General features: G+C 68.3%; 20 protein-coding genes. 6 read left to right on the top strand and 14 right to left on the bottom strand.

Annotated features, from left to right (window positions below):
* Nucleotides 1-7: 7 nt before the first annotated feature.
* From AC5Y39_RS05885 to ftsY, 4 genes are all read right to left on the bottom strand, one after another.
* The gene (locus AC5Y39_RS05885; protein WP_500016314.1) at nt 8-2,491 is read right to left on the bottom strand and encodes a [protein-PII] uridylyltransferase; all 2,484 of its coding nucleotides are present in this window, start codon (nt 2,489-2,491) and stop codon (nt 8-10) included.
* Nucleotides 2,492-2,495: 4 nt separating this feature from the next.
* The gene (locus AC5Y39_RS05880; protein WP_499908049.1) at nt 2,496-2,834 is read right to left on the bottom strand and encodes a P-II family nitrogen regulator; all 339 of its coding nucleotides are present in this window, start codon (nt 2,832-2,834) and stop codon (nt 2,496-2,498) included.
* A gap of 5 nt (nt 2,835-2,839) precedes the next feature.
* Complete coding sequence (locus AC5Y39_RS05875; RefSeq protein WP_500016313.1) at nt 2,840-4,258, bottom strand: ammonium transporter; 1,419 nt, start codon at nt 4,256-4,258, stop codon at nt 2,840-2,842.
* 189 nt (nt 4,259-4,447) lie between these two features.
* On the bottom strand, nt 4,448-5,734 hold the full coding sequence (ftsY, locus tag AC5Y39_RS05870; protein ID WP_500016312.1) for a signal recognition particle-docking protein FtsY: 1,287 nt from the start codon (nt 5,732-5,734) through the stop codon (nt 4,448-4,450).
* 28 nt (nt 5,735-5,762) lie between these two features.
* On the opposite strand from ftsY, the gene fni reads away from it, so the two are divergent.
* A complete protein-coding gene (gene fni, locus AC5Y39_RS05865; protein WP_500016311.1) occupies nt 5,763-6,806 on the top strand; it encodes a type 2 isopentenyl-diphosphate Delta-isomerase in 1,044 nt (347 codons plus the stop codon).
* Here fni and smc read toward each other — a convergent pair.
* From smc to AC5Y39_RS05835, 6 genes are all read right to left on the bottom strand, one after another.
* The gene (smc, locus tag AC5Y39_RS05860) at nt 6,803-10,429 is read right to left on the bottom strand and encodes a chromosome segregation protein SMC (protein ID WP_500016310.1); all 3,627 of its coding nucleotides are present in this window, start codon (nt 10,427-10,429) and stop codon (nt 6,803-6,805) included. The two genes, fni and smc, sit on opposite strands and share 4 nt — an antisense overlap.
* An 11-nt stretch (nt 10,430-10,440) precedes the next feature.
* Nucleotides 10,441-10,716, bottom strand: a complete 276-nt coding sequence (locus tag AC5Y39_RS05855; protein ID WP_500016309.1) for an acylphosphatase — start codon at nt 10,714-10,716, stop codon at nt 10,441-10,443.
* A complete protein-coding gene (locus AC5Y39_RS05850; RefSeq protein ID WP_500016308.1) occupies nt 10,709-11,119 on the bottom strand; it encodes an OsmC family protein in 411 nt (136 codons plus the stop codon). Before AC5Y39_RS05850 ends, AC5Y39_RS05855 begins: the two co-directional genes overlap by 8 nt.
* A gap of 75 nt (nt 11,120-11,194) precedes the next feature.
* The gene (gene mutM, locus AC5Y39_RS05845; protein WP_500016307.1) at nt 11,195-12,034 is read right to left on the bottom strand and encodes a DNA-formamidopyrimidine glycosylase; all 840 of its coding nucleotides are present in this window, start codon (nt 12,032-12,034) and stop codon (nt 11,195-11,197) included.
* Nucleotides 12,027-12,731 (bottom strand): ribonuclease III, encoded by a 705-nt coding sequence (gene rnc, locus AC5Y39_RS05840; RefSeq protein ID WP_500016306.1) that lies wholly within the window; start codon nt 12,729-12,731, stop codon nt 12,027-12,029. The genes mutM and rnc overlap by 8 nt, the downstream gene beginning before the upstream one ends.
* Nucleotides 12,728-13,309 carry a YceD family protein gene (locus AC5Y39_RS05835; RefSeq protein WP_500016305.1) on the bottom strand — a complete coding sequence of 194 codons (582 nt, stop codon included), beginning with the start codon at nt 13,307-13,309 and terminating at the stop codon, nt 12,728-12,730. The genes rnc and AC5Y39_RS05835 overlap by 4 nt, the downstream gene beginning before the upstream one ends.
* Nucleotides 13,310-13,438: 129 nt before the next feature.
* Here AC5Y39_RS05835 and AC5Y39_RS05830 point away from each other — a divergent pair, with 129 nt between their 5' ends.
* Nucleotides 13,439-14,419, top strand: coding sequence for a YihY/virulence factor BrkB family protein (locus AC5Y39_RS05830; protein ID WP_500016304.1), 981 nt, complete (start codon nt 13,439-13,441; stop codon nt 14,417-14,419).
* Here the strand turns inward: AC5Y39_RS05830 and AC5Y39_RS05825 are convergent.
* Nucleotides 14,416-14,994, bottom strand: a complete 579-nt coding sequence (locus AC5Y39_RS05825) for a hypothetical protein (protein WP_500016303.1) — start codon at nt 14,992-14,994, stop codon at nt 14,416-14,418. The two genes, AC5Y39_RS05830 and AC5Y39_RS05825, sit on opposite strands and share 4 nt — an antisense overlap.
* A gap of 212 nt (nt 14,995-15,206) precedes the next feature.
* Here AC5Y39_RS05825 and AC5Y39_RS05820 point away from each other — a divergent pair, with 212 nt between their 5' ends.
* The 4 genes from AC5Y39_RS05820 to AC5Y39_RS05805 all read left to right on the top strand — a co-directional run bounded on the left by AC5Y39_RS05820 (nt 15,207) and on the right by AC5Y39_RS05805 (nt 21,225).
* Entirely contained in the window at nt 15,207-15,911 is a 705-nt protein-coding gene (locus tag AC5Y39_RS05820; protein ID WP_499908086.1) for a response regulator transcription factor, read from the top strand.
* The gene (locus AC5Y39_RS05815) at nt 15,889-17,442 is read left to right on the top strand and encodes a sensor histidine kinase (RefSeq protein WP_500016302.1); all 1,554 of its coding nucleotides are present in this window, start codon (nt 15,889-15,891) and stop codon (nt 17,440-17,442) included. Before AC5Y39_RS05820 ends, AC5Y39_RS05815 begins: the two co-directional genes overlap by 23 nt.
* Before the next feature lie 22 nt (nt 17,443-17,464).
* Nucleotides 17,465-19,288, top strand: a complete 1,824-nt coding sequence (locus tag AC5Y39_RS05810) for a glycosyltransferase family 39 protein (protein ID WP_500016301.1) — start codon at nt 17,465-17,467, stop codon at nt 19,286-19,288.
* A gap of 101 nt (nt 19,289-19,389) precedes the next feature.
* Nucleotides 19,390-21,225, top strand: coding sequence for a glycosyltransferase family 39 protein (locus AC5Y39_RS05805; protein WP_500016300.1), 1,836 nt, complete (start codon nt 19,390-19,392; stop codon nt 21,223-21,225).
* A gap of 16 nt (nt 21,226-21,241) precedes the next feature.
* On the opposite strand, the gene sepIVA is transcribed toward AC5Y39_RS05805, so the two are convergent.
* The 3 genes from sepIVA to coaD all read right to left on the bottom strand — a co-directional run bounded on the left by sepIVA (nt 21,242) and on the right by coaD (nt 23,228).
* Entirely contained in the window at nt 21,242-21,982 is a 741-nt protein-coding gene (gene sepIVA, locus AC5Y39_RS05800; protein WP_500016299.1) for a cell division protein SepIVA, read from the bottom strand.
* 110 nt (nt 21,983-22,092) lie between these two features.
* Nucleotides 22,093-22,659, bottom strand: a complete 567-nt coding sequence (locus tag AC5Y39_RS05795; RefSeq protein WP_500016298.1) for a hemerythrin domain-containing protein — start codon at nt 22,657-22,659, stop codon at nt 22,093-22,095.
* Nucleotides 22,660-22,748: 89 nt separating this feature from the next.
* Complete coding sequence (coaD, locus tag AC5Y39_RS05790; protein ID WP_500016297.1) at nt 22,749-23,228, bottom strand: pantetheine-phosphate adenylyltransferase; 480 nt, start codon at nt 23,226-23,228, stop codon at nt 22,749-22,751.
* Nucleotides 23,229-23,310: the final 82 nt, after the last annotated feature.

Here is a 23,310-nt window from a genome sequence, read left to right as displayed (position 1 = left end):
GGCCAGCCTAGCTGGCGTGCTCCGCCGGCTTCTGCGGCGGCGGAGCCGGCAGCACGGCCAGCAGCTCTCGTTCCAGCGCCTGCCGCAGACCGTCGACATCCCCGCCGACCAGGGGCGGCGCCACCACGCCGAATACGTCGTCCACCGACGAGCCCAGGGTGGTCACCTTGGCCCACGCGATGTCGACGCCTGCCTTTTCGAATACGCGCGTGAGCACAGCCAGCAGGCCGGCCCGGTCGGTGGAGCGGATCTCCACCAGCAGCTGACCGGGTGTGCTGCCGTCGTGCCACAGGATCCGCGGAGGTGCCGGCACCTGGTTGGCGGGCACCGCGGCCAGCGCCTCGCCGGCCCGGCCCGTCCCGTACCGGGTGGCCTCGTGGTGGCGCTGTTCCAGCGCACCGATCACGTCCAGATCGCCGTCGAGCGCCTGGATGAGTTGCTGACGCAGCAGTTCCGCCGCCGGGGGTGCGCCGAAGTGCGGTGAGACGACGAACGTGTTGATCGCCGAGCCCTCGTGGCTGTTCACCGACGCCGAATGCACACTCAGCGAGTTCAGCGCCAGCACACCGGCTTCCTTGGACAGCAGACCCCGGCGGTCGGGCGCCACCATGGTCACCTGGAAGATGTGATCGCCGTCGCCGGGTCTCAGCTCGACGTGCACCTTGCCGTCGGCTGCAAGCGAAACGTATTGCTGCTCAACAGGATCCGCGTGCGGCAGCGGCTCGCCTGCCATCACCGTGCGGCATCGGCGTACCAGGTCTCCGATCAACAGCGCCTTCCAGTCGCCCCAGACACCCGGTCCGGTGGCCAGCGAGTCCGCCTCGGCGAGAACGTGTAACAGCTCGAGCAGCAGCGGGTCGCCGTCGAGCCGGTCGACCACGAAGGTGATGGTGTCGGGGTCCTGCAGGTCGCGGCGAGTGGCCGTGCTGGGCAGCAGCAGGTGGAAGCGCACAATCTTCGACAAGACCTCCACGTCCGACGGCCACAGTCCCAGCCGGGTTCCGATCTGGGTGGCCAGCTCGGCACCGATCACACTGTGGTCTCCGCCGCGGCCTTTGCCGATGTCGTGCAGCAGCGCACCGAGCAACAGAAGATCCGGGCGCGACACCCGGGTGGTGAAAGCGCTTGCCCTCGAGACGGTTTCGACGAGGTGCCGGTCGACCGTCCAGGTGTGCACGATGTCGCGAGGCGGCAAGTCGCGCACAGCTCCCCACTCTGGAAAAAGCCTGCCCCACAAGCCAGTCCGGTCCAGTGCCTCGATGGTGGCCACTGCGGTGGGCCCGGCGGCGAGCAACACCAAGAGGTCGTTCAGCGCCTCGCGTGGCCACGGAGTCCGCAACTCGGGGGCCGCGTCGGCCAGCCGGCTCAGCGTCGAACCGGCCAGCGGCAGCCCGGTGGTGGCCGAGGCGGCTGCGACGCGCAGGATCAGTCCCGGGTCGCGTTCCGGGCGGGCGTCGCGAGCCAGCACCACCTCGCCGGCGAACTCCACCACGCCTTCGTCGAGCGGGCGACGCACCGGCCGCCGCAATGCCGCAAGTCCCCTCCGAGGCAATGCGTTTCCCGCTGTGCGCAATCCGGCGTCGACGTAGTAGCTGACGGTGCGGGCCGCGTCGCTGAGCATGCGGGCCAGGTCGAAGCGGTCACCGATGCGCAGCGCCGCACCGATTTCGTCGGCGTACTGAGCCAGCAGCAGGTCGCGGCCTCGCCCCGACACCCGGTGCAGCTCGGTGCGGACATTGAGCAGCGCCAGATGCGCCCCGGCCAGTGAACCGCTGGGACTGTCCGAGTTTCGGCTCGAAAAGTGGTCGGCCAGCTGTGCGATTGCCAGCGCATTCAGCAACTGCACGTCGCGCAGTCCCCCGCGGCCGCTTTTGAGGTCGGGCTCGGCGCGGTGTGCGATCTGACCGAAGCGTTGCCAGCGCGCATGCGTGTGCTCGACGAGTTCCTCGAAACGAGAACGGATTCCGGTGCGCCACTGTCGTCGTGCGCCGCCGACGAGCAGATTCGACAACTCGGCGTCGCCGGCGATGTGGCGCGCCTCGAGCATCGCCAACCCGGCCGAGATATCGTCGCCGGCCACGTGGAGGGCCTCGGCTACCGTGCGCACGCTGTGGTCGATGCGAATGTTGGCGTCCCACAACGGATACCACAGTTGATCGGCGACCCTGCTGACGTCATCGGCAGGCATGTTGTCGTGCAGCAGCATCAGATCGAGATCCGAATACGGAAGCAGTTCACGACGGCCGAGGCCGCCGGTAGCCACGATCGCGAAGCCGCTCGTGTCGGTGATACCGATTTCGGTTGCCTTGGTGCTCAGCCAGAACTCGTGTAAGTCGGAGAGCGCGTCGCGCAGTGCGGCGGAGTCGAGGTGGCGCGGTCCGCCGGCCAAGAGCTGCTGCGTAGCAGCGACCAAATCCTTTGCGGGGCGGGGTGATCCCGCTGCCGAAGGCTGGGGTGTTTCGGCAGCGGGATCAGGCGTGTGCGGTGTCATCCACTCACAGCGCGTCGGCGCCCCGCTCCCCTGTGCGCACCCGGACCACCGTTTCGACGGGGCTCACCCACACTTTGCCGTCGCCGATCTTGCCGGTGCGTGCCGCCTGCACGATGATGTCCACGACCTTGTCGACGGCCGAGTCGTCGACAAGCACTTCGACGCGCACCTTGGGAACGAAGTCGACGGAGTATTCAGCGCCGCGGTATACCTCGGTGTGGCCCTTTTGCCTGCCGTAGCCCTGCACCTCGCTCACCGTCATGCCGAGAATTCCGGTCTGTTCCAAACCGGTTTTGACGTCCTCGAGAGTGAACGGCTTGACGATCGCGGTGATCAGCTTCATGTGTCCTAAACCTCCGCCCCGTGACGCCCGATGATCGAACTGCCGCCCACGCCAGCGGCACTCAACGCAGAGCCTGTGCCGAGGCTGGCGAAATCGTATGCGGTTTCGGCATGTTCGGCCTCATCGATACCGTTCACTTCATCCTCTTCGTTGATGCGCAGACCGATCGTGTACTTCACGATCAACGCCAAGATAGCCGCCCCGATCGCGGAGAACGCCATAACCGAGAAAGCACCCACTGCCTGACGCCACAGCTGGTCCCAGCCACCACCGTAGAACAAGCCGGTGCGACCGACCGCCGCGGCGGCTCCTGATTCCGGCGCCAGCAGGAAGCCGACAAGAAGGGTGCCGACCAGGCCGCCGACCAGGTGCACACCGACGACGTCGAGCGAATCGTCGAACCCCAGCCTGAATTTCAAGCCGACGGCCAAAGCGCAGAGCACGCCTGCGCACAGGCCGACCACGATGGCGCCCAAGACGTTCACCGACGAACAGGACGGCGTGATCGCGACGAGGCCGGCCACGATCCCCGACGCGGCGCCCAGCGACGTCGCCTTGCCGTCGCGGATGCGCTCGGTGAGCAACCAGGCGAGCATCGCGGTGGCGGTGGCGATGGTGGTGGTGACGAACGTGGAGCCGGCAAGGCCGCCTGAGGACAATGCTGAACCGGCGTTGAACCCGTACCAGCCGAACCACAGCAGCCCGGCGCCGAGCATCACGAACGGCAGGTTGTGCGGTCGCATCGGCGTGCCGGGCCAGCCGCGGCGCCTGCCCAGGACGATCGCCAGCATCAGGCCGGCCGCACCGGCGTTGATGTGCACCGCGGTGCCACCGGCGAAGTCGATGGCCTGCAACTTGTTTGCGATCCACCCGCCGTGGTGGACGATGTCGCCGGCCTGGTCCTTGACGTCGAAGTCGAACACCCAGTGCGCCACCGGGAAATACACGATCGTCGACCACAGAGCCGCGAAGAGCAGCCAGCCGCTGAATTTCAGGCGATCGGCTACGGCACCGGACACCAGCGCCACGGTGATGATCGCGAACATCAGCTGGAAGGCCACGAACACGGTCTGCGGAATGGTCCCCGCAAGCGGAATGGGCACCCCGCCGGCGCCGGCGGCATCGGGCGCGGTGGCATTCGCGCCGATGAGCCCGTGCAGGCCCCAGAACGTCGACGGGCTGCCGAACAGGTTGCCGACGTCGTTTCCGAACGCCAGCGAGTAGCCGTAGAGAACCCACAGCACGGTGACGACGCCCATCGCGCTGATGCTCATCATGATCATGTTGAGCACGCCCCTGGCGCGCACCATGCCGCCGTAGAAGAAGGCCAGCCCGGGCGTCATCAACAAGACAAGCGCCGAACTGGCCAGCATCCAAGCGGTGTCACCGGCGTCCGGCACACCCGTTAGCGGGAAATCAGCCACTCGCAGCTTCCTCCTTTGTCGAAGCCCTGCGACCCGGCTGGCCGCCAGGGAATCCGACCGTCGGTTTCAGACAATGCGCAGTGGTTGTTTCGTCGAGGACGCTGCGGTGTTTCGCTCGTGTGAACGGATGGACGGTCGCGGTTTCCGCGGTGTTACGCGGCCTGCGCCGGGACGGACGAAGCGGGCGCGTCAGCCCAGTAGCGCGTCGACGAAAGCTGCCGGCTCGAACGGCGCCAGATCGTCGGGCCCTTCGCCGAGCCCGACCAGTTTCACCGGCACGCCCAATTCCTGCTGCACCCGAAACACGATGCCGCCCTTGGCTGTGCCGTCGAGTTTGGTCAGCACGACGCCGGTGATGTCGACGACGTCGGCGAACACCCGGGCCTGGGCCAACCCGTTCTGACCGATGGTCGCGTCCAGCACCAGGAGCACCTCGTCGACATGAGCCCGGCGGCTGACCACCCGCTTGACCTTGCCGAGCTCGTCCATGAGCCCGGTCTTCGTGTGCAGCCGCCCTGCGGTGTCGATGACGACGACGTCCGCGCCGTCCTTGATGCCCGCGTCCACCGCGTCGAACGCCACCGACGCCGGGTCGGCACCCTCGGCGCCGCGGACCACATGCGCGCCGACCCGTGACGCCCACGTCTGCAACTGGTCGGCCGCCGCAGCGCGGAACGTGTCGGCGGCGCCGAGCACCACACGTCTGCCGTCGGCCACCAGCACCCGCGCCAACTTGCCGACGGTGGTGGTCTTCCCGGTGCCGTTGACGCCGACCACCAGCAGCACCGACGGCGCGTCGGCATGCGGCAGCGCCTTGATCGAGCGGTCCAGTTCTGGACGCAGCTCGCTGATCAGCACTTCGCGCAGCACCGCCTTGGCGTCGGCCTCGGTGCGCACGGTGCTGCTGGCCAACCGCGACCGCAGCGACGACACCACCGACTCGGTGACGGTCGGTCCGAGATCGGCGACCAGCAGGGTGTCCTCGACGTCCTGCCACGAGTCCTCGTCGAGGTCGCCGCCTCCCAGAAGACCGAGCATGCTGCGACCAATTGCGTTCTGGGACTTGGAAAGTCGCCCGCGCAACCGCTCCAGCCGGCCCTCGGTAGGGGCGATGGTCTCCAGCTCGGGCGGCGCTACCGGCTCTTCGGCGAAAGGCGGCGCAGGGGGAGCTTCGACCGGTTCTACGACGGGAGCCGGTGCAGGTTTTTCGACCGGTGGCTCGACGAGCGGCTGCGGCGGTATGACCTCCTCGACCGTGGGCCTGGGGGTCGCGCGGTCCTTGAGGTCAGTCGCTGACGATTCGGTGAACGTGATCCCCGATGCTGCGGTATAGCCGCCGGAGCGGTCGATCTGTGTGGCAGTGTCTGGACGTGACAATGTGATACGTCGGCGCCGGTACAGCAGCAGCCCCACCACCAGCGCGGCGACCAGCAGAACGGCGACGACAGCGAGTGCTATCCACAGACCTTCTCCCACCCGGCCATTCAACCAAGGGCACGCGGCGATGACTTCTGCTGGGATGGCCGGACGCAAGCGCAGGCACATCGACGTCTGCCTGACCGAGGACGTCGACAACGGCAGCCTGACCACCGGACTCGAGCGCTACCGGCTGCCCTACAACGCGTTGACGCAGACCAGCCTCAGCCAAATCGACCTGTCGGCCGGCTTCCTCGGGGCCTCGCTGCGTGCACCGGTGCTGGTCGGCGCCATGACCGGCGGCGCCGAGCTGTCCGGGACCATCAATCGCAATCTGGCCGCGGCCGCTGCGGAGCTCGGCATCGGGATGATGCTCGGCTCGCAGCGGATCATGCTGGACAGCGCGCTGGGCGAGCGGGCCGCCGCGAGCTTCGACGTCCGTGACGTCGCGCCCGACGTTCTGCTGATCGGCAACATCGGGCTTGCCCAACTGACCAAGTCGACGCTGCCGGATCTGGTCAAAGCCCTGGACCGGGTGGGCGCCGACGCGTTGGCCGTCCACACCAATCCGCTGCAGGAGGCGATGCAAACCGGCGGCGACACCGACTTTTCCGGCTCGGTGAACCGGCTGCGCGATGTCTCGGCAGCGCTCGGGTATCCGATTCTGCTCAAAGAAGTCGGCCACGGCCTCGGCGCGGCGGCGGTCGCCGAATTGCTGCGGGCACCCGGCGAGCTGCCTGTCGCGGCCATCGACGTCGCCGGCGCGGGCGGGACATCGTGGTCGCGGGTGGAGCAGTACGTCCGGTACGGCGAGTTGCGTCACCCGGAACTCGCCGACTGGGGCGTGCCGACGGCGGACGCGATCCTGGAGGTGCGACGGGCACTGCCCGACATTCCCCTGGTGGCGTCGGGCGGCATCCGCACCGGCATGGACGCCGCCAAGGCGCTGGCATTGGGAGCTGACGTGGTTGCGGTGGCACGACCGCTGTTGGCGCCGGCGATCGCGTCGACCTCGGCTGCGCTGGAGTGGTTGACACGCTTCGTCGACGAGCTGCGAATCTGTCTACACGGTTGCGGCGCAAGCGATTTGGCGGGTCTGCGGGCGCTCGATCTGGAGCGTCCGGAAACCTAACGCGCCGAGACCACGGATTCCGCCCGGTCGCTGCGCTCCCGCCCCGCCGGGATCTCCTGCCCGCGGAGGCGCTGCGAAATCACCTGCGTAATGCCGTCGTCGCGCATGGTCACGCCATACAGCGCGTCGGCGACTTCCATCGTCGGCTTCTGGTGTGTGATCACGATCAGCTGCGACTGCGACCGCAGCTGATCGAACAGCGCGATCAGCCGGCGCAGGTTCGCGTCGTCCAGCGCGGCCTCGACCTCGTCCATCACGTAGAACGGCGAGGGACGCGCGCGGAAGATGGCCACCAGCATGGCGATCGCGGCCAGCGACTTCTCACCGCCGGACAGCAGCGACAGCCGCTTGATCTTCTTGCCGGGCGGACGCGCCTCGACCTCGATGCCGGTGGTCAGCATGTCGTCGGGATTGGTCAGCAGCAGCCGGCCTTCGCCGCCGGGGAACAGCGCGTCGAACACCACCCGGAACTCGCGCTCGACGTCGTTGTAGGCCTCGGTGAACACCGACTCGATGCGCGCGTCGACGTCGGCGACGACGTCGAGCAGGTCTTTGCGCGCGGCCTTGACGTCCTCGAGCTGCGTGGACAGGAAGTTGTAACGCTCTTCGAGCGCGGCGAACTCCTCGAGTGCCAGCGGGTTGACGCGGCCCAGCTCGGCCAGTTCTCGTTCGGCCCTCTTGGCGCGCCGCTCCTGGGTGGGCCGGTCGAACGGCATCGGCGCCGGCGGGCTCACCTGCTCGCCACGCTCGCGGGCTTGCTCGTACTCCGCAAGCTCCAGCTCTGAGGGCGGCAGCGGCACGTCGGGTCCGTACTCGGCGATGAGGTCCTCGGCGGCCATGCCGAATTGTTCGAGGATATGTTCCTCGAGCTGCTCGATCCGCAATGCGGCTTGGGCCTTGGCCACCTCGTCGCGATGCAGCGCCTCGGTCAGCGTGCCGATCTTGGCGGTCAGCGCGGTTACCGTCGTGCGGGTCTGCGACAGCGCGGTCGCGCGTTGTGTCCGCTCGGCGGCCAGCGCGTCGCGGATCTGCGATGCAGCAGCGACAACCTGCGCCAGGCGCGACGCCACCTGCCGGCCGGATTCTGCGACCGCCCCCGCCACCGCCGCTGCGTGCCGGCGCGCTTCCCGCGCACGCTCTGCTCGCACCCTCGCTTCGCGCTCGGCGGCCGCGGCCCGGCGCAGCGAATCCGCCCGTCCCCGAACGGCATTCACGCGTTCCTCGGCGGTGCGCACCGCCAGCCGCGCCTCGATCTCGACCGCCCTGGCCGCCTCGGCGGCGGACACGCTGGCCTGCCGCTCTGCGGAATCGTCGGCGACAGGCTCTTGCATCTGCTCCGCGTTGGCAAGCCGCTGCTCGAGGTCGGTCAGCTCCGCGACCGTGCGAGCCCGGTTGGCCTCCAGCTCGGCGCGCTGCTGCGTGAGCCGGCGCCACTCCTCCTCGGCGCTGCGTGCGTCTTGCCCCAGCCGGCCCAGCTGCTCGTAGGCCGACGAGATCGTCGCGTCGGACTCGTTGAGCGCGGCCAGTGCCTGCTCGGCGGCGTCCTGCCGGGCGGACTGCTCGGCCAGTGCGCCGGCAAGTGCCGCGCCCAGCTCGTGCGCCTGCTTTTCGGCACGCGCGAGTTCGGCGCGCGCATTCTCGATCTCCGAGGTGATCTCCAGCGTGCTCGGGCGCCGGTCGGAGCCACCGCTCACCCAGCCGGCGCCGACGAGATCGCCGTCTCGGGTCACTGCGCGCAGCCGCGGATGCGACGCCACCAGATCGAGGGCCCCATCCAGGGAGTCCACGACGGCGACGTCGCAGAGCATCGCCGCGACAGCGCCGCGGAAGCGTTGCGGCGCTTCCACCAGGTCGATGGCCCACTGGGCACCCGGCGGCAGGTCGATCGGCCGCGCCTCCTCGGGGGACGGCCAGTCACCGAGAACGATCGTGGCCCGCCCGCCGTCGGATTCCTTGAGCGCCGCCACCGCGCCGGCGGCCGTCTTGCCGTCCTGGGCGGCCACCGCGTCGGCTGCCGCGCCCAGGACCGTCGCCACCGCCGCCTCGTAGCCGTGGTGCACCTTGACCAGGTTGGCCAGCGACCCGAAAAGCCCTGCGCCGCTGAGGTTTTCAAGGATCCAGCTGGCGCCGTCCTTGCGGTCCAGCCCCACCGCCAGTGCCTCGATGCGAGCGCGCAGCGAGGCGACCTGGCGTTCTGCGGCGCGCTCGGCGGCTTGAAGTTCGGAGACGCGTTCGTCGGCGAGCCGCAATGCCGCCACCGAGCGGTCGTGCTGCTCGTCGAGGCCGACTTCGCCTTGGTCGAGCTCTCCGACACGGGCCTGCACAGTCTCGAACTCGGCCTGCGCCTGCTGGGCCCGGGCGGCGGCTTCGTCGATGGCCCCGGTCAGCCGGGCCACGGCCTCGTCGATCGACTCCAGCCGGGTGCGCATCGTGTCGACCTGGCCGGCGAGGCGGGCCAAGCCCTCACGCCGGTCGGCCTCGGCGCGCACCGCGGCCAGGTGGGCTTGCTCGGCGGCAGCGGCCATTCGCTCGGCTTCGGCCATCCGCGTGCGCGCCTCTTGCAGTCGCGCGCGGGCCTCGTCGAGCTCTGCGACCAGCCGCGACTCGGTGGCGGCCACCTCGTCGGCCTCGGCGTCGAGCATGTCGGGGTCCACGCCTGAGCCCCGCGGCGGCTCCTCGTCGAGGTACTGGGCGCGCTCGGTCGCGATGCGCACGGTCGCCGAGACGCGCTCGGCCAGCGCGGACAGCCGAAACCACGTCTGCTGCGCGGCTTCGGCGCGTTCGCTCAGCGTGGCCACCGCTTGTTCATGGGCGGCGAGTTCGACGGTGGCCGCCTCGAGCAGTGCGGCCGCCTCGTCGTGTTCGCGGCGCAGGGTGGCCTCGGCATCACCGACGCCGGCGAACTCGTTGCGGCGTGTCACGAGATCGTCGGCCGCCAGGCGCAGCCGGGCGTCGCGCAGGTCAGCCTGGATCGTCTGGGCGCGACGGGCCACCTCGGCTTGACGGCCGAGCGGCTTGAGCTGGCGCCGCAGTTCGGTGGTGAGGTCGCTGAGCCGGGCGAGATTCGCCGACATCGCGTCGAGCTTGCGCACCGCCTTCTCCTTGCGCTTGCGGTGCTTGAGCACGCCGGCGGCTTCCTCGATGAACGCGCGGCGGTCTTCGGGTCGGGCCTCGAGGATTTCCGACAGCTTGCCCTGGCCGACGATCACATGCATTTCGCGACCGATGCCGGAGTCGCTCAGCAGCTCTTGGATGTCCATCAGACGGCAAGAGTTGCCGTTGATTTCGTACTCGCTGGCGCCGTCGCGAAACATCCGCCGGGTGATCGACACCTCGGAGTACTCGATCGGCAGGGCGTTGTCGGAATTGTCGATGGTGACGGTCACCTCGGCGCGGCCCAGCGGCGCGCGCGACGAGGTGCCCGCGAAGATGACGTCCTCCATCTTGCCGCCGCGCAGGGTCTTGGCGCCTTGCTCGCCCATCACCCAGCTCAGCGCGTCGACGACGTTGCTCTTGCCCGATCCGTTGGGGCCGACGACGCAGGTGATGCCGGGTTCGAAGCGCAGAGTCGTCGGCGAGGCGAAGGACTTGAAGCCCTTCAGCGTCAGACTCTTGAGGTGCACGGGGTTTGAGACTAGCGCTCGACGAAGCCGTTCATCGGCTCTGTCGCGTCGGTCCAGTCCGCGACCACGTTGTCGACGGTGCCCGGCGTGTCGCCGCTTTGCAGCAGCTGCAGTAGACGTTCGCATCTGTCCCGCGGGCCCTGCGCCACCACCAGCACGCGGCCGTCGGGCTTGTTCGAGGCGTAGCCGGTCAGGCCGAGTTCGAGCGCGCGTTTGCGGGTCCACCACCGAAAGCCCACGCCCTGCACATGGCCGTGCACCCAGGCTGTCAACCGTGCGTCAGCCAACGTTCTCGACCTCGAAGGTGACCGTCGTGCCTTGCTTGAGCGTGCGCCCGACCGTGCAAACCTGTTCGACGGCCCGGTTCACCACCGTCAGCAGCCGGGCCGTCTCGTCGTCGGAGAGGCCGGAGAGGTCGACTTCGAGGCGTTCCTCCAGCAGCGGGTAGATCTCCTTGTCGCGGTCCGGCGGTCCGGAGACACGGATGGTGGCGTGGTAGTCGTCGCCGAGTCTGTGCCGCAGCGGCTGATCCGAAGCCATCCCGCTGCACGCGGCCAGCGCGATCTTGAGCAGCTCACCGGGCGTGAAGACGCCGTCGACGTCCTCGCTGCCCACCAGCACTTCGGCGCCGCGCGAGCTGCGGCCGGTGTAGCGGCGTACCCCGGTGCGCTCGACCCACAGTTGCGTCATCTACTTCCTCCTCACCGAGACGGTAACTGCCGCGCAGAAGTGCGAGTGCGGGCCACGCGGAATACCGTTTCGGCGTCAGCTGCGGCGCGGCCGCGGTTGGCAGCGCGGGCAGTAGAACGACGAGCGGTTCATGAACTTCTCGCGGCGGATCACCGCCCCGCAGCGCCGGCACGGTTTGCCTTCGCGGCCGTAGGCATCCAGCGACCGGTCGAAGTAGCCGGATTCGCCGTTGACGTTGACATACAGCGCGTCGAACGAGGTGCCGCCGGCTTTCAGTGCGTCGCGCATCACGTCGGCGGCGCAGTCGAGGACGAGCCTGAGCTTGGGCCGGCTCAACGACGACGCGGCCCGCGCCCCGTTCACCTTGGCCCGCCACAGCGCCTCGTCGGCGTAGATGTTGCCGATGCCCGAGACCACGGTCTGGTCAAGCAGCTGGCGTTTGACCTCAGAGTCCTTGCGGCGCAACACCTTCACGACCGCGTCGGGGTCGAAGAGCGGGTCGAGCGGGTCGCGGGCCAGATGGGCGACGGGCGCCGGGACGTCGTCTGCCATCTCGGCCAGCATCCAGCCGCCGAACGTGCGCTGGTCGACGAAGCTCAGCGCGGTCCCGTCGTCAAGCAGTGCGGCGATCCGCACATGATCTGTCCTGGGCACCGGCCCGAGCAGCATCTGGCCGCTCATCCCCAGATGTACGACGAGCGCCGTTTCGTCAAAGAGGTTAAGCCACAAGTACTTTCCGCGCCTGCCGGTGCCGACGATGCGTTGCCCGATCAGGCGCGCGGTCAAGTCGGCGGGACCGGCCTCATGGCGGCGGACCGCACGAGGATGGTGGACGCGAACGGCGGTGATGGTGCGGCCGGTGACGTGCGAAGCCAAGCCGCGCCGGACCGTTTCGACCTCGGGCAGTTCAGGCATCCAGCGACGCCGCGTCCAACGCGTTCCACGCCGCCGCGGCGGCTTTCTGCTCGGCTTCCTTCTTGGTCCGGCCGACGCCCACGCCGTATTCAGTGCCCGCAACCACCACCTTCGCGGTGAACTTCTTCTGATGCTCGGGGCCGGCCGACGTCAACGCGTAAATCGGTGCGCCCAAGCCGCGCGCGGCGGTGAGTTCTTGCAGACTGCTCTTCCAATCCAGTCCGGCGCCCAATGTGGGTGCGGTGTCGATCAGCTCGCCGAACAATCGCAGCACGGTCTGGCGGGCGACGTCGAATCCGTGGGCGACGTAGACCGCGCCCAGTAGGGACTCGACGGCATCGGCCAGGATGCTCGACTTGTCGGCGCCTCCGGAGTTGATTTCGCCGCGGCCGAGCCGCAGGTATGCACCCAACCCGTGGTCGGTGAGGCCGCGGCCGACATCGGCCAGCGCGCGCGTGTTGACGATGCTGGCACGGAATTTGGCCAGGTCGGCCTCAGAGCAATCCGGGTGGCGGTGGAACAGCTCGTCGGTGATCGTCAAGCCGAGCACCGCGTCGCCGAGGAACTCCAGCCGCTCGTTGGTGGGCAGGCCGCCGTTCTCGTAGGCGTAGCTGCGGTGCGTCAGAGCCAGTGTCAGCAGGTCGTCGGGCAGGTCGACACCCAGGGCAGCGATCAGTTCCTCGCGTGCAGGGCTCACGGGCGATCCGGCGTCTTTTCAGACATCATCCCGGAGAGTTTGGCCCATCGCGGATCGATCTGGTCGTGGTGGTGGCCCGGTTCGGCCTCGGCGAGTGCCACCCCGCACTCCGCGCACAGCCCGGGGCAGTCGTCGCGGCAGACCGGCGACAGCGGCAGCTCCAGCCCAACGGCGTCGATCAGCGGCTGCTCGAGGTCGATGGTGCCGTCGACGATGTGGCCGACCTCGTCTTCTGCGGTGGTCGCCTCGGTGGTGCTGTCGGGGTAGGCGAAAAGCTCGGTGAAATGGATTTCGATGTCGCCGCTGGTCGCGGTCAGGCAGCGCGCGCACTCCCCCGACGTCGGCGCGTTGACGGTGCCCGTCACCAACACGCCTTCGGATACCGACTCGAATTTCAGGTCGAGTTCCAGAGGCGCACCCTCGACGATCGCGATGAGGTCCAGCCCGATGCGCAACGGGCTGAAGACGGTCTGTTGAAGCGGCTGCATCGACCCGGGGCGCCGAGGAAGCCGTGAAACGTCAAAGGTGAGCGGCGATCCGGGAGTGTGGTGGATTGCCGCGCGCGACTGCGTGGCCATGACTTCCATGGTAGGCGGAGCAGCCCGGCGGCTTGGCGGTCACTGGCCGATCTGGGTTTTCGCCGCCGAAAGCGGGTATGACGTGCGTCGAGCGGGTGCGTCCGCGCCCTCGTCATCCGGAGTGTCGCCATGGTCAGCTGGCTGGATCGGCTACAGCGGCGCAGTCGCGCCGCCGGCTTCCTCATTGCGGTCATCTACAAGTACGTCGACGACCAGGGCGGCTACCTCGCCGCGCTCATCACCTACTACGCGTTCGTGTCCCTGTTTCCGCTGCTGCTTCTGCTGACGACGGTGCTGGGTGTCGTTTTGGCCGGCCACCCCGAGCTCCAGGACCAGGTGGTGCATTCGGCGCTGAGCCAGTTCCCCGTCATCGGCAATCAGCTCGGCGAGCCGCATCACCTCAGCGGCGGAGCGACCGCGGTGGTGGTCGGGGTCGCCGGTGCCCTCTACGGCGGCCTTGGCGTCGGCCAAGCTCTGCAGAACGCGATGGACACCGTTTGGGCCGTGCCGCGCCATGCGCGCCCGGACCCCATTCGCTCGCGTATCCGCAGCCTCGTACTGCTCTTCCTGCTCGGCTCGGCGCTCGTGGGGGCGACGTCGTTGTCCGCGCTCGGCCGGGAGTCCGCCGCACTGGGCATCGCCGGAAAGGTTGCCGTCATCGTCGCGGCGGTCGCGCTCAACGCGGCGGTGTGCCTGGTCGCATTCAAGGTGACCACCGCTCGACAGCTGACCTTCCGCCAGGTCGCGCCCGGTGCGATTACCGCGGCCATCGTCTGGCAGCTCTTACAGTCCTTCGGCGCTCTCTACGTGACCCACGTGGTGAAGTCGGCCAGCATGACCAACAGCGTCTTCGCTTTGGTCCTGGGATTGCTCGCGTTTCTGTACCTGACGTCCGTCGCGCTGATCATCTGCGCAGAGATCAACGCGGTGCGCGTCGACCACCTTTATCCACGCGCGCTGCTGACACCGTTCACCGACGACGTCGCATTGACGCACGGTGACCGTAAGACCTATGCGGGGCAAGCAAAAGCCCAGCAAGCCAAGGGATTTGAGCACATCGAGGTATCCTTCCACCCCGAAGCCAAGCCCGAAGCCGAAAAGCAGAGCTAACGTTGCCGTCGCGGTCCGCCCGGCCCCGGTCCACCCGGCCCCGGCTGGTTCGGCTCGGCCACCGCGGTGGCGGTGGCGGTGTCGCCCGCCTTGGTCGCGCGGATCACGACCGTATCGTTCACCGCCACTTGACCATTCGCGGCTTGACTGCCGAGCGTATAGGTCTGCGTGAACCCGTCGGCGCTCTTGGCGGTGATCGACGTGTCGGATACCGCTGTGACAACGCCGGTCTGGACGAGTTCGGTTGTGTAGCTTCCGTTTTGGGCGGCGACGACGAACTCCCCGTGCAGCGGCGCACCACCCGGGCCGGTCCCGTCGGGGCCCATACCGCCCGGACCGAAGCCGGCCGGACCGCCCGGACCGAAGCCGGGGCCGCCAGGACCCGGCCCGTGCATCCCCGGTCCGGCTGCATCGGCACCGCCACTTGTCGCCGCGTAGACCGCCGCGCCACCGAAGGCCGCGATCACCGCCGCGATGCCGACGGCTGCCAGCGTGTGCTTTCTCGACCAGCCGCCCTGCTGCGGGGCACCCCAGACCGGCTCCTGCGCCGCGGTGGAGGTGATGTCCGAACTCATGCGAAGCCCTTTCCCGTCGAACCGTCGGTCCCACTGTGCCCAATGTGCGGCCCGAACTTAGGCGCCGACTGTGCGACGGTTCAGCATCCGATGTGCACCGCAGTGTTTTCACAGCGGGCGCATAGGGTCGGCACAGGGTTCACCAATGCCCGCCAAAGATAATCGTGGTCGTGTCCGACACCTCACCCTGGGCGGTCAACGACCGAGTGGTCATGCGCCGCGCCGACGGCCGACCCATCCACGTGCTGGTCGTCGACGACGAGCCCGTGCTCGCCGAACTCGTGACGATGGCGCTGCGCTACGAGGGCTGGACGGTCTCCACGGCAGGTGACGGCGCCAGCGCGCTCGCCGCCGCCCGCAAGCAGCCACCGGACGTGGTGGTGCTCGACGTGATGCTGCCCGACATGAGCGGGCTGGACGTGCTGCGCAAACTCCGCGACCAGATTCCCGGGCTGCCACTGCTGCTGCTCACCGCGAAAGATTCGGTCGAAGACCGCATCGCCGGACTGACCGCAGGCGGCGACGACTACGTCACCAAGCCGTTCAGCCTCGAGGAGGTGGTCCTGCGGCTGCGCGCGCTGCTGCGCCGCACCGGGGTCGCCACCGAAAGCAGCGGCGCGAAAATCGTCGTCGGTGACCTCGTCCTCGACGAAGACAGCCACGAAGTCACCCGTGGCGGCGACGTAATTCCGCTCACCACAACGGAATTCGAGCTGCTGCGATTCATGATGCGCAATGCCCGCAAGGTGTTGAGCAAGGCCCAGATCCTCGATCGAGTGTGGAGTTACGACTTCGGCGGCCGCTCCAACATCGTCGAACTGTATGTGTCCTACTTGCGCAAGAAGATCGACAACGGTCGTGCACCGATGATCCACACGCTGCGCGGTGCGGGATATGTCCTCAAACCCGCCGACTGACAAGCGTTGGCTTCGCCCGCGCGCCTGGTCGTTGCGGACGCGCCTTCTCGTCACCGTGGTGGCCCTGCTGGGGTTCGTCTGCGTGGGCATCGGCGCCGGCACCGAGCTTGCGCTGCACCGGTTTCTGATGGGCCAGCTCGACGAGCAGGTGATCGATGCCGGCCGACGCTCCTCGGCGCTGTTCGAGCTCGGGCCGCCACCTCCCCCGCCGCCCGGATTGCCCAGGCGCGCACCACGATTCCAGCCGCACGCCGGTCCCGGCCCGGTGTTTCTCGATGCGCCTGGCCAGGCCACTCGCACCGTCGGTGCCGTGGTTGTCGACGGGCATGTGCAAGACGCCGGCATCATCACCCCCAGTGGCACCCGGGAAGGCATCAGTCAGGCGGCGGCCCAGCAGCTCGCCGCCATCGCGCCCAGCTCCCGTCCGGTCACCGTCGACCTCGACGGGCTGGGCCGCTACCGGGTGGTCGCGCGGCACTCCCACAGCGGCCCGGTGATCGTCTCCGGCTTGCCGATGACCGGCGTCGACGACACGCTGCTCACCGTCGGCGCGATTTTCGGCGTCGTCGCCGGCATTGCGCTGGTCGCCGCGACGGTGGCCGGCATTGTGATCATCCGCCACCAGCTGGCCCCGGTGTCACGAGTCGCGGCCACCGCACGCGACGTCGCCGACCTCGAACTCGATCGCGGCGAAGTAACGCTGCCCACCCATGTGCTCGCGGTCGACCCGGCCGCCGCCAACACCGAAGTCGGCCAGCTGGCCACCGCGCTCAACCGCATGCTCGGACGGATCTCCGACGCGCTCGCCGCTCGGCATGCCAGCGAGATGCGTGTACGCCAGTTCGTCGCCGACGCCAGCCACGAACTGCGGACCCCACTGGCCGCCATCCGCGGTTACACCGAACTCGCCCAGCGCCGCCGCGACGTGCTGCCCGCAGACGTCGCGCATGCGATGGGCCGTGTCGAGTCCGAAGCCGAGCGCATGACGCACCTCGTCGAGGACATGCTGCTGCTGGCCCGCCTGGACACCGGACGCCCGCTGCGGCGCGATCCCGTCGACCTCTCGCAGCTGGTGGTCGACGCTGTCGCCGACGCACACGTCGCCGGGCCGGATCACGAATGGTCGCTGGAATTGCCCGAAGAACCAGTGGTGGTCACAGGCGACGAGGCACGGCTTCAGCAGGTTCTCGTCAACCTGCTCGCCAACGCCCGAACACACACTCCCGCTAAAACCACGGTGACGACGTCGCTGTCGAGCGACGGTTCGGGCGGCGCGGTGCTGACCGTCGCCGACAACGGGCCGGGCATTCCCGAGCCGTTGCAGCCGGAGATCTTCGAGCGTTTCGCGCGCGGTGACACGTCGCGGTCGCGGCGCGACGGGAGCACGGGGCTGGGCCTGGCCATCGTGTCGGCGGTCGTGAAGGCTCATCACGGCACCATCGAGGTGTGCAGCGTTCCCGGCGACACCGCGTTCACGGTGCGGCTGCCGGGATCACAGCCACCCCACAGCGACGACAAATCCAGTGCATAGCAGCCGACGCGACGATGGACTCATGACGCTCACCGCGACGCGGCCTGCCCTCGACGCGGCGCCCACCAAGCCTTTGCCCCGATTCGCTTGGCAGCGTCCGGCATTCGTCGCATTACTTGCCGCCACGGCGGTGCTGTACCTGTGGCACCTGTCGGCCAGCGGCTGGGCCAACAGCTTTTATTCCGCTGCAGCACAAGCGGGTTCACAAAGCTGGACGGCGTTCCTGTTCGGTTCCAGCGACGCGGCGAATGCGATCACGGTCGACAAGACACCGGGTGCGCTGTGGGTGACCAGCGCATCGGTGCGAGTCTTCGGGCTGAGCTCGTGGAGCATCCTTGCGCCGCAAGCCCTTCTGGGCGTCGCCGCGGTGGCGCTGCTATATGCAGCGGTGCAGCGCGTCAACGGCGCAACCGCCGGCCTGCTGGCCGGGGCGGTGCTCGCGGTGACGCCTGCGGCCACACTGATGTTCCGCTACAACAACCCCGATGCGCTACTGGTGCTGCTGCTGGTGGCAGGTGCCTACTGTGTGCAACGCGCCTGCGAAAACCACAGCAGCCGTTGGTGGTTACCGCTTGCCGGCGTCGCCGTCGGTTTCGCGTTCCTGGCGAAGATGGCTCAGGCGTTTCTGGTCCTTCCGGCATTCGTTGGCGCCTACCTGTTGACCGCGCCCACGCCATGGCGGACGAGGCTGGCGCGCACGGCGGGCGCAGGCGCGGCGCTGCTGATCTCGGGCGGGTGGTACCTGCTTTTGGTCACGCTCTGGCCCGCGGACCGACGGCCCTATATCGGCGGCTCGCAGCACAACAGCATCGTGGAGCTCGCCCTGAGCTACAACGGTTTCGGCAGACTCACGGGCAACGAGCCCGGCGGCTTGGGCAATCTCGATTACGACGTCGGCTGGGCGCGGCTGTTCGACCGCGGAATGGGCACCGAAATCGCGTGGCTGATCCCAGCTGCGGTGGTCTGCCTCGTCGCCGCGCTGGTAATCACCCGGCGCGCACCCCGCACGGACGCAATCCGGGGCACCAGCATCATCTGGGGTGGCTGGCTGGCTGTCACCGGCGCGGTGCTGTCCTTCAGCCACGGCATCATCCACCCGTACTACACGGTCGCACTGGCGCCGGCGGTCGCCGCGGGCGTCGGCATCGGTGCGCCGTTGCTTTGGCGGCGCCGCAACGACATCCGCGCTGCCACAACCCTTTCCGCCACTTTGCTCGTCACGACCGTGCTGACGTGCGTGCTGCTTGCCCGCACCGACTGGTGGTTGCCGTGGCTGCGCGGCGGGATCGCGGTTGCCGGGGTGGGCGCATCGGCCCTGGTTCTGGTGGCCGGTCGGTTACCCGTCACAGCGGCGCGCTGCGTCGGCGCACTGGCCGTCGTCGCCTGCCTGGCCGCACCGGCCGCATACTCGGTCGCGACCGCCGCGACGCCACACCACGGCGCGATCCCGAGCGCGGGCCCGTCCGGCGGATCGCCGAGATTCGGGCTTTTCGACTCACCGGATCCGTCGCCGGCGCTGGTGGCTGCGCTCATCGCGGACGCAGACCGATTCATGTGGGCCGCTGCGACAGTCGGCTCGTCGAACGCCGCCGGATATCAACTCGCCAGCGGAACTCCCGTGATGGCGGTCGGCGGGTTCAACGGCACCGATCCGTCGCCGACTCTGGGCGAGTTCCAGAAGATGGTCGCTGCCAGGCAGATTCACTACTTCATCGACGGCGGGATGCGTCGCCCGATGCGCGGACCATCCACCGGCAGCCATGAGGCGACCGACATCGCGGCATGGGTGACGGCTCATTTCCCGGCGCGAACCATCGACGGCGCCACAGTGTACGACCTGACGTAGCGTCAACGTCACAGCCTGCGCATAGCTTGGTCCCACGGACCGCCCACACCGCCCCGGGACCATAAAGGTCACAACCCCAATCACTTCCAGGGAGCCACCGCATGACCCTGCTCGACGACCAAATGACGATCGGTGCCGCAGAGACCGCGCCCGCGCGACGCCGTCTGCGCTGGGAGCGCCCCGCGCTGTTGGTGTTGCTGGCTGCCACCGCTGTGCTGTACGTGTGGGGGCTCGGTTCAGCGGGATGGGCCAACGACTACTACGCAGCCGCGGTGCAAGCCGGTACCCAGGACTGGAAAGCGTGGCTGTTCGGATCGCTGGATCCAGGCAACTCGATCACCGTCGACAAGCCGCCCGCCGCGCTGTGGGTGATGGTGGCATCGGCGCGGCTGCTGGGCTTCAGTTCCTTCTCGATGCTGCTGCCGCAGGCACTGATGGGAGTAGGGACTGTCGCGCTGGTGTACGCGGCGGTGCGCCGATACAACGGTGCGGCGGCCGGCCTGATCGCCGGCACGGTGTTGGCTGTCACGCCCGTCGCCGCAGCGATGTTCCGCTACAACAACCCCGACGCGCTGCTGGTGTTGTTGCTGACGGCCGCGGCGTATTTCATGGTGCGGGCGATCGAGTCGGGCGCGACCCGCTGGATGGCGTTGGCCGGAGCGGTGATCGGTTTGGCCTTTCTGACGAAGATGCTGCAGGCTGCGCTGGTGTTGCCCGGCTTTGCGCTGGTGTTCTTGTTCGCCGCGCCGGGTCGGCTGCCAAAACGGTTGTGGCAGCTGCTAATTGGTGCCGTGACGATGACGGTATCGGCCGGCTGGTTCATCGCGTTGGTGAGCTTGTGGCCGGCCGGCTCGCGGCCCTACATCGGCGGCTCGACCGACAACAGCCTGCTTCAGTTGGCGTTGGGCTACAACGGGGTCGAACGTGTCGCGGGCGGCGACGGCATGCCGGCCGGCAACAACCCGATGTTCGGCGGCCCCAGTGGGATCACCCGGTTGTTCGGCCAGTCGATGGGCACCGAAATCTCGTGGCTGCTGCCCGCGGCCCTGATCGGTCTGGTCGCAGGCGTCTGGTTCACCGCCACGACGCCCCGCACGGCCCGGGTGCGGGCAAGCCTGCTGCTGTGGGGCGGGTGGCTGCTGGTCACCGGTGCGGTCTTCAGCTTCATGGCGGGCATCATCCACCCGTACTACACCGTGGCGCTCGCGCCGGCGGTCTCAGCGCTGATCGGCATCTCGGTGCGCGAGCTGTGGCGAGGACGTGAATTCCTCAGGGCCAGAGCCGTTTTGGCGAGCATGGTCGCCGTCACCGGCGTGTGGGCGTTCATCCTGTTGCACCGCACACCGGACTGGCTGCCGGCGCTGCGCTGGGTAGTGCTGGCCGCATCCGTCGCGCTGGCCGCGGTGCTCGCGGTCGGCGCGCACCGGCTCGGAAAAGCAACCGTGATGGTGGCCGCCGCGGCGCTGGTGGTCGGGCTTGCCGCGCCCGCGGCATACGCGATCGCGACGGTCAGCCGGTCGCACGGCGGTCCGATGCCCACGGCGGGCCCGGTCAGCGGTGACTTCGGTCCGCCCGGCCGCGGCCCCGCAGACTCGGGAACCAATACCGCGCTCAACCAGTTGCTGAGGGACAGCCAAACACGGTGGGCCGCAGCATCCGTCGGCTCGATGACCGCCAGCAGCCTCGAGTTGCAGACCGGCGCGTCGATCATGGCGATCGGCGGCTTCACCGGCGGCGACAACTCTCCGACGCTGCAGCAGTTCCAGCGGTACGTGGCGGAGCGCCAGATCCACTATTTCATTGCCGGCCGAATGGGCGGTCCGGCTGGCCGCTCGGGCAGCGCTACGGAAATCACGACCTGGGTTCAGCAGCACTTCGCCGCCACGGACGTCGGCGGGACGACGGTGTACGACCTGCTCTCGCCGGCGACTCGGTAACCGTTTGGCGCAGCGGTCAGGCGTGTTGCATGTAGTCGTGCGTGCCGGCGGCCGTGCGCAGTTGATGACGGCCCCGGCCCACGGAACGCAGCGTGCCGTTGAGGTACTCCTCGAACTGCGCCAGCTTGCTGTCGACGTAGATGTCGCACTCCCCGCGCAGCCGATCGGCCTCGGCGTGTGCCGCGTCGATCATCCTGGTGGCTTCGGCCCGAGCCGACTGCACCACCTCGGTCTGCGACACCAGACGTTGCTGCTCTTTGATGCCTTCCTGGACGGCCTTCTCGTAGGAGATGTTGCCGTTCTCGATCAGGCGGTCGGCCTCGCTCTTGGCGCGGGTGGTCATCACCTCGTACTCGCGCTTGGCGGTGGCGGTGATGCGGCTGGCCTCGTCGCGCGCTTCGGCGAGCATCTGGTCACAATGCGCGCGGGCCTCGGCAACCATGCGGTCGGCCTGCGACTTCGCGTCCGACAGCAGCCGATCGGCCTCGGTGCGGGCGTGGTTGAGCACCGAGTCGGCCTCGGCGGTGGCCGTCGCCACCATCGACTCCGAGTGCTCCTTGGCCTCGCGCAGCATCGCGTCGCGCGCATCGAGAACGTCCTGCGCGTCGTCGAGTTCGCCGGGGATCGCATCCTTGATGTCGTCGATCAACTCGAGAACGTCGCCACGCGGAACGACACAGCCCGCCGTCATCGGCACACCGCGAGCCTCTTCGACAATCGCGCTCAGCTCGTCGAGCGCTTCAAAAACTCGGTACACGGCCACCCTCCAGCCCTAGTCACCGGCGACCGGGATCGCCGCAGCGTCTGTTGAGACCAGTGTGCCTGGTGTTACGCCTGTGACTAGGAAGGCTGAAGGGGTGTGTCGGGCTACCGCAGCGCGGCTGCGATCGCGTCGCGGGCCCGGTCGAGCATCGACGCGAACGGCCCGGCAGCGAAGTTCAGCTTGGCCGACTCGACACCGGGGTGTGGCCGGGTGGGCGCGATCGCTTCGGCGGCCCGCACCGCCGTGGCCATCCGCTTGAGGTCGTCACCGTCGAGCTTGCGCTGCAGCTTGTCGAACTCCTCGAGTTCCTCGAGTTCGGCATGCTCGACGACCGCCTGCTGGAACTTCTTGAGCTCGTCGATGAACTCCTTGGAACCGATGTCCATCTTCTCGAGCTGGGACAGCTGCTCCTTGGCGTCGTGCTCTTCCTTCAACCGGGCGTCGACGATCTCGTCGCCGTTCCCGATCTCGCCGCGGGCTCGCGGATGCACCACCATCTCTTCTGCGGTCTCGTGTACCGCGAGCAGCTGACGCAGATCGACGAACGCCTTCTGTCGCGCTTCGTCGCTGGACGCCGAGAAGACTTCCTCGAACAGGTCCTTGATCAGATTGTGTTGTCCCTTAAGGAACTTCACCACGTCATCGGTCGACTGGACGAACGTTTCAACCACGGCAACAAACCTCCGGAATACGACTTTGGATTGGGCGCGAATGGGCTGTGCGCCATTCGGGCTACCCGTCGTAGCGCCGGGCTAATCCTTCAGCTGGCCTGCAGCTTGGCCTGCAGCCGCTTGTTGACCGCCTCGGGCAACAGGTCGGAGACGTCGCCACCCATCGATGCCACCTCTTTGGCCAGCGACGACGACACGAAAGAGTACCGCGGGGTGGTGGCGACGAAGAAGGTGTCGACGCCTGCGATGTGCTTGTTCATCTGAGCCATCTGCAGCTCGTATTCGAAGTCTGTGCCGGTGCGCAGCCCCTTGACGATCGCGGTGAACCCGCGCGCTTTGACGAAGTCGACGACGAGACCCTGCCCGGATTCCACGCGCAGGTTGCGCAGATGGGCGCAGGCCTCCTCGATCATCGCAATGCGCTCGTCGACGCTGAACATTCCGCTCTTGTTCGGATTCGTCAGCACCGCGACGATCACCTCGTCGAATTGCGCGGCCGCGCGCTCAAAGACGTCGATATGTCCGAGTGTCACCGGGTCGAAAGACCCGGGGCAGACCGCGCCACTCATGGGTGACGACGCTAGCAGCCGCGCGATGTGCACGCTCGCACCGTGATGAGGGTGCGCTGCGGTACAGAAGAACCGGCGTGTC

Source organism: Mycobacterium sp. NGS39 (genome assembly GCF_059812765.1).
This window is presented reverse-complemented; position numbering and strand designations above follow the sequence as displayed.